The sequence below is a fragment of the Marinobacterium zhoushanense genome (assembly GCF_014641945.1).
Classification (GTDB): domain Bacteria; phylum Pseudomonadota; class Gammaproteobacteria; order Pseudomonadales; family Balneatricaceae; genus Marinobacterium_D; species Marinobacterium_D zhoushanense.
The window spans coordinates 515,810-529,929 of the sequence record NZ_BMIJ01000003.1; the positions used below are offsets into that span (position 1 = coordinate 515,810).

Below are 14,120 nucleotides of genomic sequence, written 5' to 3' on the forward strand. Positions count from 1 at the left end.
CCCGAAGGAGCCGAAGAATGCGCTTAGTGACGGCGGCCTCGTGGGGGACGAGGCCTTAGAAACCGGGAGCCTCTGCTCAGCCCCCGGCCACTTCCCTGTGCAAGCACAACGGACAGAGAAGGGTTTAGAAGAAGCCCAGCGGATCGGTGCTGTAGCTGACCAGCAGGTTCTTGGTCTGCTGATAGTGATCCAGCATCATCTTGTGGGTTTCGCGGCCCACACCGGACTTCTTGTAGCCACCGAAAGCGGCGTGAGCCGGGTAAGCGTGGTAGCAGTTGGTCCAGACACGACCCGCTTCGATGCCGCGACCCATGCGATATGCACGGTTCATGTCGCGCGACCATACACCGGCACCCAGACCGAATTCGGTATCGTTGGCGATTGCCAGCGCTTCCGCTTCGTCTTTAAAGGTAGTGACGGCAACGACCGGCCCGAAGATCTCTTCCTGGAACACACGCATGGTGTTGTTGCCCTTGAGCAGGGTCGGCTGGATGTAGAAGCCGTTGTCGAAGCCAGAGAGCTGCTCTGCAGCACCGCCGATCAGGCACTCGGCGCCTTCGTTACGGCCGATCTCCAGGTAACCCAGGATCTTGTCGTACTGCTCCTGGGACGCCTGGGCGCCAACCATGGTTTCGGTATCCAGCGGGTTACCGCGCTTGATCAGCTTGGTACGCTCGACCACCATGCTGATGAACTTGTCATAGATGGTTTCCTGCACCAGCAGACGGGACGGACAGGTGCACACCTCACCCTGGTTGAAGAACGCCAGCACGGTACCTTCAACGCACTTGCTCAGGTAGCTGTCTTCATGATCCATCACATCTTCGAAGTAGATGTTCGGAGACTTGCCGCCCAGTTCAACGGTAGACGGAATGATGTTCTCGGCCGCGCACTTGAGGATGTGCGAACCAACCGGGGTAGAACCGGTGAAGGCGATCTTGGCGATACGCTTGCTGGTAGCCAGCGCCTGACCCGCTTCGGCACCGAAGCCGTTAACCACGTTCAGCACGCCCGGTGGCAGCAGGTCGCCGATCACTTCCATCAACACCAGGATAGAGGCCGGAGTCTGCTCGGCAGGCTTGAGCACGATGCAGTTACCTGCGGCCAGTGCCGGCGCCAGTTTCCAGGCTGCCATCAGCAGCGGGAAGTTCCAAGGAATGATCTGACCAACGACACCCAGCGGCTCGTGGAAGTGGTAGGCAACAGTGTTCTCGTCGATCTCGCCGATAGAGCCTTCCTGCGCACGCACGCAGCCGGCGAAGTAACGGAAGTGATCGGATGAAAGCGGCACGTCGGCAGCCAGGGTTTCGCGGACAGCTTTACCGTTATCCCAGGTTTCTGCAACAGCCAGCTTTTCCAGGTTGGCGTCGATGCGATCGGCGATTTTCAGCAGGAGATTGGAGCGTTCGGTAACGGAGGTTTTACCCCAGGCGGCTTTTGCCTTGTGCGCCGCATCCAGCGCCAGCTCGATATCTTCTGCGGTAGAACGGGGAATTTCGCAGATAGCGCCACCAGTACACGGAGAGATGTTGGTGAAGTACTGCCCTTTGACCGGCGCCACCCATTCACCACCGATGTAGTTACCGTAGCGCTGCTGGAAAGTTACTACTGAACCTTCTGTACCTGGCTGTGCGTAGATCATTGTCGTAAGCCTCTTTGTTTTTATGTCCAGAGACTGCGCCCAGCGGGCGAAGCCATGTGTTATTCGACACTCGCATCTTAGTAAGACCACCGCCCTTCCCGGTATCGTCCCTTGGCAGCGAAAAACCGGTACTTTGGTATTGCGCAACTTGCATGCTTGTCATGTCATGACCGAGCAAAACGGTCGGATAGGCGATATACTCAGGTTTTATGTTTTTCACCCGCGTCTGAAAGGAAGATCTATGCCACTCCTGGACAGTTTTAGAGTCGACCACACCCGCATGCATGCCCCCGCCGTGCGCATCGCCAAAACGATGAACACACCGAAAGGCGACCCTATCACCGTGTTCGATCTGCGCTTCTGCCTCCCCAATCAGGAGATCCTGTCCGAGAAAGGGATCCATACTCTCGAGCACCTGTTCGCCGGATTCATGCGTGATCACCTCAACGGTGACAGCGTCGAGATCATCGACATTTCACCCATGGGTTGCCGTACCGGCTTCTACATGAGCCTGATCGGCACACCGAGCGAGCAGGACGTGGTCAACGCCTGGCGCGCGTCGATGAAGGATGTGTTGAATGTGGCGAGCGAGGGCGATATCCCGGAGCTGAACCAGTATCAGTGCGGAACCTACAGCATGCACTCCCTGAATGAGGCCAAGCAGATCGCCCAGAACATTCTTGATCGCGGCATCGACGTCAACAGCAACACCGAGCTCTACCTGAGCGAAGAGTACTTGCGCGAGCACAGCTGAGCGGACCCTGCTCAATAGCAGAACGCCCGCACATGCGGGCGTTCTGGTCGCTACTGGCCACTGGAAAGGCCGTTGAGCTAAAGCCGATCGATCTTGGCCGCCAAGATGAAGTCGTTTTCGTGCAGTCCATCGATCTTATGGGTCCAGATCTCAATCCGGGCATATCCCCAGCCAAATGTGATTTCGGGGTGATGGCCCTGCTCCTCGGCCAACTCCCCTACCCGGTTAACAAACCTAAGCGCGTCGCGAAAGTTATCGAAACTGAAGGCACGACCGATCCGCTTGCCATCCGCGGAGAGCGTCCATTTCGGTACCTGCTCCATGTAGCCCTTCGCCTGCTCCCCCGTCAGCGGCGGTGTACCACCTCGGCAGGGCGCACAACTCTGTTGATCTAACGCCATATCGCACCTCCGGTCTAAGCGTTGCCTGCTTTACCCTTGACTCACTATTCCCATGAGTCAAGTGTAGCCCGCAACCGCAACGGTTAAGGTGCGAAATACACGCTAAGCATCCTCCAGTTCTTGAGTTTCTGAACGGAACCGCTTGCGCTCCTCAGCCGACAAGCCAAGTATCTTGGCAAACCAGGGCGGAGGCGCTGCAAATACGGCCTGGAACTCGGTCAGCTTTTCGCTGGCATCAACCACCTCAGGTACCTTGATCGGGTAGATGTCCGCTCGGATCACCTTCGCCGCGGCGGGACCGCCCATGGTCTGCACGAATAGCACCTGACAGTCGCGGATCAGGTCGACACGGAACTGGTTCTTATCCGGCGCACTATCCGCCTCCAGCGCCGAGCGGATATCCACGAGTCTCATGTTTGTGGCTGAAAGTTGGTAGACCAGAAATCGCAAACAGGAGCCAAAGTGTCCGTTGAGCAGCGTACCGGCATTGGAGGCCACGGCGACACGCACCGAACCGGGAATATCTCCGTCTCGGTATGTCTCGATGGTTGGCAGCCCCTCATCGGACTCCTCCCCCCAGAGGTAGCGGACCGCAAGCTTGATGTTTTCGAGGCCGATTCCGATATCCTCACCGTCCTCCTCGCCATCGAGGCTGCCGATACCGGTTTTCAGGTTGGTAACCGTCACCGTTTTAAGCTTCTCATCATCCAACGGCGCACCAACACGGTCGTGCAGAATTTCGATAAGTTCGCCAATCTCGACACCCGGCAACACGCGGGTAGCAAGAGCGATACGCAAAGCCAGTTCTCGATCCAGTGGTTCCATGGAGACGCTCCGAATCAGGCGCGGACCGCGCGCAGAAGTTTAAAACTGGTCAGGCTCGCTGCCAGATCAAGGGGTGACATATCATCATCGTTACGGATGTTGGGGTCCGCACCGAGTTCCAGCAACAGGTGTACAACGGCGTCCTTACCGCTCGATGCGGCGTACGCCATGACGGTATTGCCAGAGGGGTTTCGATAATCCAGGTCACAGCCGGATTTAATCAGTTCGCGGATGGTCGCTTCCGACTCCGCATAACAGGCTGCCCATACCGCGTTATTTCCATACTGGTCGACGACACCCGTGTCAGTACCCAGCGCGATGAGCTCGCTGACCAGCTTGTCCTTACCCTGACGCGCGGCGAGGATTAGCGCATATTCACCATCGGCGTTGGGTGTATCGAGCGCCCCCATGTCGAATCGATGCTCGGTAAACCATTCGGGATCAGCCATTGTTTACCCTCCTCTTATTTCCACGCTTCGAAGCCACCTTTCAGGCTGTACACTTCCTTGAAACCAAAGTCAGTGAACATCTCGGCCACATGCTCACTGGCATGCCCGTGGTAACAGTAGATGATCATCGGACGCTGCTTGTCCCCTTTGAGCAGCAACGACTCTCTAAGCCCTTCATGCAGATGCATGGCGTTGTCGATATGGGCGACCTTGTAATCACGTACATCACGGCAGTCGAGCAGCATCGCATCCGTCGTCGACAACATCGGCTTCATCTCGTCAACGCTAAGTGTCTTGAACTTACCCATCCCTACTCTCCACTTTCACAGCCCACGCACCACAGCTGGGACTTTGCTTAATTGAGGATCCTGTTTATCGGCTGAATCCCACCAATGCGGTCGATTAACGCGAAGTATTCGTCACTGCTGAACTCGGTACTGCGACTATCGAAAAACTCTCGGGCGTTATCGACCGCGTCCTGCATCGCCGCGATAACGAAAGCCTCGGCATGGGAAGAGCCGATCATCCGACTGGGTACGGACGACTCGATACGCAGGGTATTGGAGCGGCTATCAAAGGAGTGAAAACGCATACCGTCGAACGGCGGCGCCTCCTCCCGTCCGGGCATCAGAAAGTGCAGGTCAAGATTGGGTGCCCTGGTCTGCAGCGGGTCCGTGCGCTGTTGCGCCAGTCCGGCAGCCACCCTGACGAGCGCTTTGTGAAAAGGGCTTTCATCCAGTTGCCGATCAGGCAGGTATGCACCTATATACAGAGCCATCCGCTCACCTCGCTATGCTGTTACAGCTTCGTTGGTCTGCACCAGCTAGTGCAGCAAAACGCCTGCCAAGCGCATTCGGTGATAGATAAATCCTCAGTTATTTATAAAAAAATCAATTTATTACAAATCCTTTATCGCGTGATTTCTATCTATCATTGCAACCGGTGATAACCGACAGTGTCGTGATACCTACAACAATTTGGAGCTGAAACGCCGACAGCACTAAAAACACCTCGCCATATCCGTTATGATCGCGGCGAGCCTCTGATAAGGATCCTCAATGTTCGAGCTGAAAGATCTGTTCTGGCTGGCACTGACAGGTGCAATCTGCCTGTTCTGGTGGCGAGGACAGAAAGTACGGGAGATCGCGCTGAAACAGGCGCGCAAGAGCTGCAACGAAATGGAGCTTCAACTGCTCGACGAGAGTGTCGCGCTGCGGGCGATCTGGCTGAAGCGGGATGAGGATGGTCAACTCCATATCTGGCGCCGTTACAACTTCGAGTTTACCTCCACCGGTGACGAACGTTATGCCGGACAAGTGGTAATGCTTGGCTATCGTGTGACAGGCATCGATCTGCCTCCTCACCGAATCGGCTAGGGTTCACAACGCAATTAATTGATCGAAGCGGTTATTCAACCGTCGAAAGCCGTAGTATCCTCGCCGTTATGCGATTCAAATCCGAATTTTTGCGACAGACAACGCTAGTACTGGCCATCTGGCTGGGGTTTTCCGCCCTTCAGCCGGGTATTGTCAGCGCCGGCGAGATCCGCCGTATTGTCCACCCGGACGGACGGGTTGAATTCACCAACCTGTCCTCAGGGCAATCGGGGCAGCGACTCTCTGGCAGCGGCTCAGTCGAAACCGTCTACAAATATCGCCGCCCCGATGGCACCCTCAGCTTCACCGATCAACGACCGCTGCATATCCGCGATGTCGAGGTGCTTAGATTCGATTGCTACGCCTGCAGGGTTGGCTCCACCGTCGACTGGCATAAAACTCCTCTGAACAATGACGCCTACAAGAGCGATATCGCCTCTGCTGCCAAGCAATACGGCGTCAACCCCGCGCTGGTCAGAGCCGTAATCCACGCCGAATCCGCATTCAACCCTCAGGCGCGCTCAAGCAAGGGCGCAATGGGACTTATGCAGCTGATGCCGGCAACCGCTCAGGATCTCGAGGTCAAAAACGCTCTTGACCCCCGGGAGAACATCTATGGCGGCGTACGCTACCTGTCGGCGCTACTGGAGCGCTACAAAGGCGATGTGAAGCTCGCAACCGCCGCCTACAACGCGGGACCCGGCGCAGTGGCCAAATATGCGGGTATTCCGCCCTACTCCGAAACACGGGCCTACGTGGAGCGGGTTGGCATACTGCTGAGCCGATACGCCGCTCTGACTCCCTAATCGACTAAATGCCAGCTCTGCTGCACACAACGATGGCGAGGTCAGCATGCAGTTATTGAGCAGTCAAAGGCTCTGGAACAGAGCCGCACATAACGCCTTTACCGATCTGGCGCGTTTCAACGGTCGACTCTACGTCGTCTTTCGAGAGGGCCTGCAGCACATTTCGGATGCAGGTGTCATCAGGGTATTGAGCTCCGCAGATGCTCAGCTGGAGTGGCAGGACACAGCACGGATAGCCTTGGATGGCGCGGATCTACGTGATGCCAAGCTCAGTATCACACCCGACAACCGGTTGATGCTGCTGAGCGCTGCAGCGAAGTCCGATGGCCCGGTTTCCCATCAAACCAAGGCCTGGTTCAGCGATGACGGCGAACAGTGGAGCGATCCCGTCGATATCTCCGAGCCAAATCACTGGCTCTGGCGGCTGACCTGGCACCAAAAGTTCGCCTATGGCCTGGCTTACGGCACCGCCGGCACGGGCGGACTGTACTGGTACCGGGTGGGCATGGACGGACAGTGGCATCAGCACCGTCTGACGGAGTTCGACGGCCAGTATGTCAATGAACACGACCTCTGTTTCGATCTGGATGGCACCGCCTGGTGCCTGCTCAGGCGTGACAATGCCGAAACTGTGAACAGCACCGGCCTTCTGGGTTACGCAGCGCCGCCCTATCGGGAGTGGACGTGGAAAGATATAGGGGTTCGCATTGGCGGCCCCTGCCTGATATGGGATGAGCAGCACTCCGGCTTCCTGGCCGCCTACCGGCGCTACCAACACCCGGCGCAGTGGCTACCGCAATGGACAGAGATCAGCCGGCTGAGCAAGGAGGCGGAGTTGGGTGAGTCGGTCGCACTGACTTCAGGAGGCGACTGCAGTTATCCGGGTTTACTACTCGAGGAAAACCATCTGACGGCGGTTTACTACTCCAGTCACGAGGAGGATCAGGGTACCGCTATCTATCTAGCGGATTTAAACCTGAGCTCGTAGTCTCCCACCGATACCGCTTAATAACCGGCAATATCAACTGAGGCGCCACAACAAAACCCCGGTCAAAATGACCGGGGTTTTCAGCAACTTGCAAGACCGCTTTAATCAGTGCTGCCTACTTGGCAAGTATCAGCTCGGTGATGCGGAGCTACCGTTTCCGCCATTCGCGTCGGGGGTGCTAATCGTCTGGATTGTTTGCGCCTGGGCGGTATCCGTTGTACCTGTGTTGGTAGTCGTAGACGACGCTACCTGCACAGACGAAGTAGCCTGCGCTACGACAACGCTTGAATTGGCCGCCGCCTCAGCAGCGTCTACGGCCCCCAGAGCGGCCTCACCAGCCACATCCGCAAGCGACTTCCCGGTTGCCGTCGACACTGCCACAATGGCTTGGGCTGTGCTGGTCCCTGAGGCAGCCGCGACGGTGGCCGCAATGGTACCGGCGTTAGCCGAAGATCCGGCCTGAGCGGCAGCAACCGCCACCTGAGCGGCGATCTGACTCGCAACAGACGGAATGGCCCTGGCCACTGATGCAGCAACCTGCAGTGCAGAGTTGGGCGCCGCACGTGTGACTGCGGCAGCTACCTGGGGTGCGGCACTCGGCACCGCCAGTGATACGGAGGTCGCTACAACGGCGGCGGACGCCGGTACTACACTCGTTACGGCGGCCGCAATACTGGCAGCCGCAGCCGGGTTCAACGACGCGGCTCTCACCGCAATCGCAGCGGCCAGCTCCGGGTTACTCTGCGCCAATGCAGCCGCTTTAGAAGCCAAGGTCGCAGGACTGGCCGCAACATCGGACAACTGAGTGGCGACAGTCTGCGGCAATCCTGCGCTTTGGGCCTGAGCGGCCATTGGCATCAGTGAGGCAGACGCTACAAGACACGCGATCGCCAGGAATTTTCTGTTCATATCGTCCCCTTGATATACAGTGAATAGCACCCCTGAGCAGACGCCTCAGTTCGCGACCAGCGCTCAGTCAGTGATACACCCGGCCAATCCCTTCGTACACTTAAGATAAGTATTACATATGGATGGAGCTTGAGATAATTTCCCAACTAATGCAATAGCTTAGGCGCAGTGTCGCGATTGCGAAACAAAAAAAGGGCCCGAAGGCCCTTTATTAACACCAGTTAATTAGTTACCGGCCATCGCCGCCTTGGCCGGCAGCTTGAAGGTCCAGACGGAGCCACCCTGGTTCAGGTGCTTGACGCGCTTGGCCACTTCGCCACCCCAGAGCGGTACCGCACCACCCCAGCCGGAGACGACGGAGACGTACTGCTCGCCATCCATTTCCCAGGTGATCGGTGAGCCGACAATACCGGAGCCGGTGTTGAACTTGTACACCATCTCACCGGTCTTGGCGTCGAACGCCAGCAGGTAACCTTCCGGGTTGCCGGTGAAGACCAGGTTACCGGCGGTTGCCAGAACACCACCCCAGAGCGGAGCGTAGTTCTCGTAGCGCCAAACCTCTTTACCGCTCTTCGGATCGATAGCGCGCAGGACGCCGATGTACTCATCGTTGGTCGGATGGATGGTGAAACCAGCCCCCAGGTAGGCAGCACCTTTTTTGTAGTTGACCGGTTCGTTCCAGATATCCATCGCCCACTCGTTGGAGGGAACATAGAAGTATCCGGTATCCTGGCTGTACGCCATCGGCATCCAGTTCTTGCCACCGAGGAACGAAGGCTGAGCAACAACAGTGCTACCCTTCTCTGCCGCTGCCGGGTTACCCGGACGGTTCTCGTCGATGAAGATCGGACGACCCTTGTCATCCAGGCCCTTGGCCCAGCTCACCTTGTCGACAAATGGGAAACCGCGGATAAACTCGCCGTTTTCACGGTTCAGCACGTAGAAGAAGCCGTTACGGTCAGCAGTAGCTGCCGCTTTAACGGTCTTGCCGCCGTCCTTGTAGTCGAAGGAGATCAGCTCGTTCACGCCATCGAAATCCCAGCCATCGTGCGGCGTGGTCTGGAAGTGCCACTTGATTTTGCCGGTATCAGGATCGATCGCCAGGCGAGAGGATGAGAACAGGTTGTCGCCAGGACGCATGTGGGAGTTCCACGGCGCCGGGTTACCGGTACCGATGAAGATGCTATCGGTATCAGGATCGTAGTAGCCGCCCAGCCAGGTTGCCGCGCCACCAGTCTTCCACAGATCGCCCGGCCAGGTTTTGCCCGGCTTGTCGCCGGAGATACCGTTTTCGACCTTTTTGCCGTCCTTGTAGATGTAGCCCATATGGCCCTCTACAGTCGGGCGGGTCCAAACCAGATCACCGGTCTTGGCGTCGTAGGCTTCAACCTTACCCACCACACCGAACTCACCACCGGAAACACCGGTGATCACCTTGCCTTTGACGATCATCGGCGCAGCGGTCAGAGAGTATCCTTCCTGATAGTCGGAAACGGTCTTTTTCCAAACGGTCTTACCGGTATCCTTGTTCAGGGCAACCAGCTTGGCGTCCAGGGTACCGAAGATCACCAGATCGTCGTACAGTGCCACACCACGGTTGATAACGTCACAGCAGGGCATGATGCCGTCCGGCAGACGCGCGTTGTACTCCCAGAGCTCTTCGCCGGTTTTCACGTCGATCGCGAACACACGCGAGTAGGAGCCGGTAACGTACATGACGCCATCTTTTACCAGCGGCTGAGATTCCTGACCGCGCTGTTTCTCACCACCGAAGGAAAAGGACCAAACCGGGCGCAGCTCCTGGACGTTTTTGGTGTTAAGTTTGGTCAGTGGGCTGAAACGCTGCCCCTGAGGACCGAGACCGTTGGAGACAACATCCTCAGTCGTCATCTGGTCGTTCAAAATATCTTTGTCGGTTACACCAGCCTGTGCAACGCTGGCCGTGGACATCGCTGCAACGAGGGCAGTAACTGCAAAGCCTGTACTGAGCCCGAGTCGTTTCATTGTCGTCTCCTTTACGGAATCATTCTTATTGGTTTGGGAAAGCCCCTGACAATCGGGTATTGCTCCCGATGCTGTAGCTAATTCTTGTGGTACCCCAGCTTTTCAACAATTAACCGGCAGAAGCAGTTTTCTCCTCACTTGGTAGTAATACCCGCTCATTTTTGAAGTCCAGCGACAACCAGGAATCGGCCAGTTCACGTGCATCGACCGGATCGTGAGACACCAGCACCATGCTCAACCAAGGGCGCTCTGCCAGCAGCTTTTTCAACAGCTGTCGCAGCTGACTGGCCATTTGCGGATCCAATGACACCAGGGGCTCATCCAGCAGAAGCAGGTCCGGCTTAATCGCCAAAGCTCGAGCCAGAGCGACCCGGCGCGCCATACCCAATGAAAGTTGCCGAGGATATAACCCAGCCACATCATGAAGCCCGACCTCCGACAAAGCTGAATCGACGGCGTCCGGCGATACTCCCGCCAGTACCAGGTTCTGCGCCACCGTGCGCCAGGGCAGCAGGCGGGGCTCCTGAAACATGTAAGCGATGAGCAGATCATCGCGCTGGACATATCGCACTCCGATGTAGTCGCTATCCAGCCCTGAGAGAATATTGAGCAGCGTGGTTTTACCGCAGCCAGAAGGCCCGATCAGGGCCAGCCGCTGGCCGGGCTCGATCTTGATCGTGAGAGGTCCGAGCAGACTTCGGTCGTAGGCTTTCGATTCCAACCTCAGTTCAAGCATGGCAGCGCGCTCCTTCGCCCTGCCAACGGCGTGCCCGTCGCTCCAGCGGTTGTAACAGCGTCCACTCGATCAGCTGCACCACCAGAATAAAGCTGAAGCTGTAGGCCAGGATCATCGCCACATCGAACATTTGAAACGCAAGGTGTAGCTGAAACCCTATACCGTCCGAGCGCCCCAGCAGCTCGACCACCAGCACGATTTTCCAAATCAGTGCCAGGCCGCTGCGCATCGCCCCCATCAGATAGGGAAAGAGCTGCGGTAACCAAAGATCAAAGACACGTTGCGACAGGGAGAAGTGATAGGCCTGGGCCATCTGCTCCAGTTGAGGATCGAGACTGCGCGCACCCTCGCGGATCGTCACCGCCACATTCGGTACTTTATTGAGAATCACGGCAAGAACGGCTGCCGACTCCACCAGCCCCATCCAGACATACAGCAGGATGATCAACACCAACGCCGGCAGGTTCAGAAGCAGAACGAGCACGGGATCCAGCCAGCGGTTGGATTGCCGATGTCGCCCCATGCACCAACCAAGCAGAATGCCAAACAGCATCGCGAAGACAAACGCGATCACGACCCGGCGTAGGGTCACCAACAGGTGGTGCAGCAGATTCCCCCTACTGACCTCCGCCCAGAGTAGATTCAGCACCTCGCTAGGAGACGGCAGCAGAGGTTCCTGCAACCAGAACGCAAACAGCTGCCACACCAATCCCAGGACAAGGATCACCATCAGGTAATCCCGCAGACGGCTGATCATCTGCGCTCCACACCGGCAAAAATTGAGATTGGTAAGGCCCCCTGCTCGTCGAGACCGGTTGCGTCAAACAGGGGCCAGGCGGCACGCGCGGACTCGATGAGCGTGCTATCCACATCGGACAACGGCTCCCCCTCTCGGAAGCCACGCTTTAAGGCTTCGAACACCGGATCGGTGTCAGCCCGCATCAGGGAACGGAGTTTCAGCCAGGGCGTATCACTGCGCAGATCTTGTTTGGAAGCGTAGACTGAGCGTTTAAAAGCCCGTGCAAGCGATTGATTTTTCTCGACCCATAACTCGTTCGCCAGGTACCCCAGGGTCGGAAGCCGAGGATCGATCCCAAGCGATGTCATAATCGTCTGGGCGCTGAACGCCGGCTTGAACTGCCCGCTGGCTTCCAGCCTTGCGGCGAAATGCCAGAATGTCAGCAACGCGTCGAGCCGGCCGGCTTCCAGTTCGCGGCTCAACAGTGGCGGTGAACCAAAACTGATCTGGGCACTCTGCTCCAGATCCATACCCTGCTGCCTCGCCGCCGCATTGAGCAGTTGCCAGCTTTTACCCTGGGGCCCGCCGGCAACGCCGATGCGTTTTCCGGCCAGCGAACCGATGGAGTCGATATCACTCTGCACTGGCACCATCAGCTGACCAATCTGGGTCGAGAATGGCAGGAAACGCAGGGGCTCACCATCACGGGTGCGTTTCGCGGCCCACACCCAGTCGCCGATGATCCAGTCGACACTGCCGCTGGTCAGCGCCAGCAAGCCGGCTGACGAGTTGGCCAGCGGCGTCAGCACCAGCTCATACCCCTCGGCCCGATCGAGCCCCGCTTCCTGGATATGGGCGAGCTCCCAGTGCCCGGTACCGAACTGCAGCATACCGACCCGCACCTGCGGGAGTGACTCGGCATGTAGCAGAGCCGGTAGATAGAGTGCAATCAGAAATAGAGTTCGAAGCAGTGTGGCGTTCATGGCGACTCTTATCGTTGTTGAAGTGACCAGGATGCTCATACCCTTCAACCTAGCGCCCCTGTAAGGCGGACGACATACTACTTTCGCGCCGCTGCCGGGCGTATTTGGTCTTAGTCTGATAGACAGCAACCCGGAGAATATCCGGGCTGTGGGATGTCCGCTTTCAGGGGGTTGTGACGTAGAGACTGGGTTTCTCGTAGGTCAGGCCGTATTTGGAAAAGAGGCCTGCCATCGAACCATCGCTGATCATCCTCTCGAACACGCCATCCACGGCGTAACCAAGATCTCGATCACCTTCGCGCACCGCGATACCGATATCCCAGGCCTGCTTGCCCATTGAAGGGAAGCCATTTTCGGCGCGGCGATAGCGGACGCTGCCATCCTCATGCAGTAACCAGTCAATTTCGCTACGCATGGCCATCACGGCACTGACCTGTCCACTTTTCATCGCATCGAATGCGACTCGGGGGTTGGCGAAGTGGCGAGTGTTTTCGCGCATCCGCCCCTGCAGCGCAGTGGTCAGATAGAAGGCGGGCAGGCTGTCGACCTCGACACCGATGGGGTGGTACTGGAACTTGGCCAGCGTCTTTACCGATTCCAGCTTCTGGCTATCGAAAGCCAGTTGCCAGCGCTCCTGATGGTAGGGTGAAGTCATTACCACCTGCTCATTGATCAACAGCCCCTGGTCGTCACGCTTGTAGGCGTAATCCCGGTCATAGGGAACCCGCATCATCACATCGGCAACATCCTTGAGCGCCAAGGGGTTTTCGTCGCTCTTGTCGAACACGCTTCCCCTCCAGACGTTGTTGCGCAGATCGTCCTCAAGCGTTTCGTCCGGGGTGATCCAGTGAACCCTGAATTCAACGCCAAGGTCCTCGGCTATCGCCCTGCCCAGATCCACATCGATACCGGCGGGCTGATCATCTTTAAGGTAGGAGTATGGAGGAAAATCTCGATAGACACCGATCCTGATGTAGCCGGAGGCGACCACGTCATCGTAGAGGCGCGCCTGCGCCTGTCCGCCGAGCACCAGCGAACAGAGCGCAAGCAGAGCGGAGAATTTACTCCATCTCATCATGTCGCACATCCAGGTAGGTCTTGATCGCCCACAGCGCTTCCTGGCTCAGGTAATCCGCCATCTTCGGCATGTAAACCTTGCCGTCACGCACGGCACCGTTGATGACGCGGTACTTGTACCATTCGTCACCGTCAAAATCGGGAGCCAGCAGGCGCAGATCAGGCGCGATACCACCGGAGATCGCTTCCAGGCCATGGCAGCGCGCGCAGTTCTGGTTGTAAGCGGAGGAACCGACCTCGACCGCACGTTCGAAATCATCGTTCGGCTTGCGGTAGGGGTTGGTATCGACCCACTCTTCACCCAACGGCGTCAGGCCTTCGGTATTAACGCCCTGCGGAGTCACATCACCATGAGCCAACACCTGGGTGCTGATACCGGTAGCCATCAGAGCAGAAAGCGCCAGTGCAGGAATTGTAAGTTGCTTTGCCAT

17 protein-coding genes are annotated in these 14,120 nt (G+C 57.4%); 4 read left to right on the forward strand and 13 right to left on the reverse strand.

Annotated features, from left to right (window positions below; all coding sequences use genetic code 11):
• Nucleotides 1–124: 124 nt before the first annotated feature.
• Entirely contained in the window at nt 125–1,642 is a 1,518-nt protein-coding gene (gene exaC, locus IEX40_RS09575) for an acetaldehyde dehydrogenase ExaC (protein WP_188747612.1), read from the reverse strand.
• A 241-nt stretch (nt 1,643–1,883) separates the two neighbouring features.
• On the opposite strand from exaC, the gene luxS reads away from it, so the two are divergent.
• Nucleotides 1,884–2,396 (forward strand): S-ribosylhomocysteine lyase, encoded by a 513-nt coding sequence (gene luxS, locus IEX40_RS09580; RefSeq protein ID WP_188747614.1) that lies wholly within the window; start codon nt 1,884–1,886, stop codon nt 2,394–2,396.
• Between the two features lie 77 nt (nt 2,397–2,473).
• Here luxS and IEX40_RS09585 read toward each other — a convergent pair whose 3' ends face one another.
• The 5 genes from IEX40_RS09585 to IEX40_RS09605 form a co-directional block, all read right to left on the reverse strand.
• On the reverse strand, nt 2,474–2,797 hold the full coding sequence (locus IEX40_RS09585) for a 4a-hydroxytetrahydrobiopterin dehydratase (RefSeq protein ID WP_188747616.1): 324 nt from the start codon (nt 2,795–2,797) through the stop codon (nt 2,474–2,476).
• Nucleotides 2,798–2,899: 102 nt separating this feature from the next.
• Nucleotides 2,900–3,622: a dinitrogenase iron-molybdenum cofactor biosynthesis protein gene (locus IEX40_RS09590; protein WP_188747618.1), complete on the reverse strand. Its 723-nt coding sequence runs from the start codon at nt 3,620–3,622 to the stop codon at nt 2,900–2,902.
• 14 nt (nt 3,623–3,636) lie between these two features.
• Nucleotides 3,637–4,071, reverse strand: coding sequence for an ankyrin repeat domain-containing protein (locus tag IEX40_RS09595; protein ID WP_188747620.1), 435 nt, complete (start codon nt 4,069–4,071; stop codon nt 3,637–3,639).
• Between the two features lie 14 nt (nt 4,072–4,085).
• Nucleotides 4,086–4,379: a rhodanese-like domain-containing protein gene (locus IEX40_RS09600; RefSeq protein WP_188747621.1), complete on the reverse strand. Its 294-nt coding sequence runs from the start codon at nt 4,377–4,379 to the stop codon at nt 4,086–4,088.
• A gap of 47 nt (nt 4,380–4,426) precedes the next feature.
• A complete protein-coding gene (locus IEX40_RS09605) occupies nt 4,427–4,849 on the reverse strand; it encodes a hypothetical protein (RefSeq protein WP_188747623.1) in 423 nt (140 codons plus the stop codon).
• Between the two features lie 280 nt (nt 4,850–5,129).
• Between IEX40_RS09605 and IEX40_RS09610 the strand changes: the two genes are divergently transcribed.
• The 3 genes from IEX40_RS09610 to IEX40_RS09620 all read left to right on the forward strand — a co-directional run bounded on the left by IEX40_RS09610 (nt 5,130) and on the right by IEX40_RS09620 (nt 7,241).
• Nucleotides 5,130–5,447, forward strand: coding sequence for a DUF3301 domain-containing protein (locus IEX40_RS09610; RefSeq protein WP_188747625.1), 318 nt, complete (start codon nt 5,130–5,132; stop codon nt 5,445–5,447).
• Nucleotides 5,448–5,515: 68 nt separating this feature from the next.
• The gene (locus IEX40_RS09615; protein WP_188747627.1) at nt 5,516–6,253 is read left to right on the forward strand and encodes a lytic transglycosylase domain-containing protein; all 738 of its coding nucleotides are present in this window, start codon (nt 5,516–5,518) and stop codon (nt 6,251–6,253) included.
• A 46-nt stretch (nt 6,254–6,299) separates the two neighbouring features.
• A complete protein-coding gene (locus IEX40_RS09620; RefSeq protein ID WP_188747629.1) occupies nt 6,300–7,241 on the forward strand; it encodes an exo-alpha-sialidase in 942 nt (313 codons plus the stop codon).
• A gap of 129 nt (nt 7,242–7,370) precedes the next feature.
• Here the strand turns inward: IEX40_RS09620 and IEX40_RS09625 are convergent, their stop codons facing one another.
• From IEX40_RS09625 to pedF, 7 genes are all read right to left on the reverse strand, one after another.
• A complete protein-coding gene (locus tag IEX40_RS09625; RefSeq protein ID WP_188747631.1) occupies nt 7,371–8,150 on the reverse strand; it encodes a hypothetical protein in 780 nt (259 codons plus the stop codon).
• 225 nt (nt 8,151–8,375) lie between these two features.
• Nucleotides 8,376–10,154: a PQQ-dependent methanol/ethanol family dehydrogenase gene (locus IEX40_RS09630; RefSeq protein ID WP_188747635.1), complete on the reverse strand. Its 1,779-nt coding sequence runs from the start codon at nt 10,152–10,154 to the stop codon at nt 8,376–8,378.
• Between the two features lie 109 nt (nt 10,155–10,263).
• Nucleotides 10,264–10,890: an ATP-binding cassette domain-containing protein gene (locus tag IEX40_RS09635; RefSeq protein WP_188747636.1), complete on the reverse strand. Its 627-nt coding sequence runs from the start codon at nt 10,888–10,890 to the stop codon at nt 10,264–10,266.
• The gene (locus tag IEX40_RS09640) at nt 10,883–11,647 is read right to left on the reverse strand and encodes an ABC transporter permease (protein WP_229680672.1); all 765 of its coding nucleotides are present in this window, start codon (nt 11,645–11,647) and stop codon (nt 10,883–10,885) included. The genes IEX40_RS09635 and IEX40_RS09640 overlap by 8 nt, the downstream gene beginning before the upstream one ends.
• Nucleotides 11,644–12,612 carry an ABC transporter substrate-binding protein gene (locus tag IEX40_RS09645; protein ID WP_188747638.1) on the reverse strand — a complete coding sequence of 323 codons (969 nt, stop codon included), beginning with the start codon at nt 12,610–12,612 and terminating at the stop codon, nt 11,644–11,646. Before IEX40_RS09645 ends, IEX40_RS09640 begins: the two co-directional genes overlap by 4 nt.
• A gap of 163 nt (nt 12,613–12,775) precedes the next feature.
• A complete protein-coding gene (locus IEX40_RS09650; RefSeq protein ID WP_188747640.1) occupies nt 12,776–13,690 on the reverse strand; it encodes a substrate-binding periplasmic protein in 915 nt (304 codons plus the stop codon).
• The gene (gene pedF, locus IEX40_RS09655; protein ID WP_188747641.1) at nt 13,674–14,120 is read right to left on the reverse strand and encodes a cytochrome c-550 PedF; all 447 of its coding nucleotides are present in this window, start codon (nt 14,118–14,120) and stop codon (nt 13,674–13,676) included. Before pedF ends, IEX40_RS09650 begins: the two co-directional genes overlap by 17 nt.

Bases quoted from the DNA above. Each gene is read 5' to 3' on its own strand.
- IEX40_RS09605 (WP_188747623.1), bottom strand. From the start codon at position 4,849: ATGGCTCTGTATATAGGTGCATACCTGCCTGATCGGCAACTGGATGAA.
- IEX40_RS09635 (WP_188747636.1), bottom strand. From the start codon at position 10,890: ATGCTTGAACTGAGGTTGGAATCGAAAGCCTACGACCGAAGTCTGCTC.
- IEX40_RS09615 (WP_188747627.1), top strand. From the start codon at position 5,516: ATGCGATTCAAATCCGAATTTTTGCGACAGACAACGCTAGTACTGGCC.
- IEX40_RS09610 (WP_188747625.1), top strand. From the start codon at position 5,130: ATGTTCGAGCTGAAAGATCTGTTCTGGCTGGCACTGACAGGTGCAATC.
- IEX40_RS09650 (WP_188747640.1), bottom strand. From the start codon at position 13,690: ATGATGAGATGGAGTAAATTCTCCGCTCTGCTTGCGCTCTGTTCGCTG.
- IEX40_RS09600 (WP_188747621.1), bottom strand. From the start codon at position 4,379: ATGGGTAAGTTCAAGACACTTAGCGTTGACGAGATGAAGCCGATGTTG.
- IEX40_RS09595 (WP_188747620.1), bottom strand. From the start codon at position 4,071: ATGGCTGATCCCGAATGGTTTACCGAGCATCGATTCGACATGGGGGCG.
- IEX40_RS09640 (WP_229680672.1), bottom strand. From the start codon at position 11,647: ATGATCAGCCGTCTGCGGGATTACCTGATGGTGATCCTTGTCCTGGGA.
- IEX40_RS09645 (WP_188747638.1), bottom strand. From the start codon at position 12,612: ATGAACGCCACACTGCTTCGAACTCTATTTCTGATTGCACTCTATCTA.
- IEX40_RS09620 (WP_188747629.1), top strand. From the start codon at position 6,300: ATGCAGTTATTGAGCAGTCAAAGGCTCTGGAACAGAGCCGCACATAAC.
- IEX40_RS09590 (WP_188747618.1), bottom strand. From the start codon at position 3,622: ATGGAACCACTGGATCGAGAACTGGCTTTGCGTATCGCTCTTGCTACC.
- luxS (WP_188747614.1), top strand. From the start codon at position 1,884: ATGCCACTCCTGGACAGTTTTAGAGTCGACCACACCCGCATGCATGCC.
- IEX40_RS09585 (WP_188747616.1), bottom strand. From the start codon at position 2,797: ATGGCGTTAGATCAACAGAGTTGTGCGCCCTGCCGAGGTGGTACACCG.
- IEX40_RS09625 (WP_188747631.1), bottom strand. From the start codon at position 8,150: ATGAACAGAAAATTCCTGGCGATCGCGTGTCTTGTAGCGTCTGCCTCA.
- pedF (WP_188747641.1), bottom strand. From the start codon at position 14,120: ATGGCAAAGCAACTTACAATTCCTGCACTGGCGCTTTCTGCTCTGATG.
- exaC (WP_188747612.1), bottom strand. From the start codon at position 1,642: ATGATCTACGCACAGCCAGGTACAGAAGGTTCAGTAGTAACTTTCCAG.
- IEX40_RS09630 (WP_188747635.1), bottom strand. From the start codon at position 10,154: ATGAAACGACTCGGGCTCAGTACAGGCTTTGCAGTTACTGCCCTCGTT.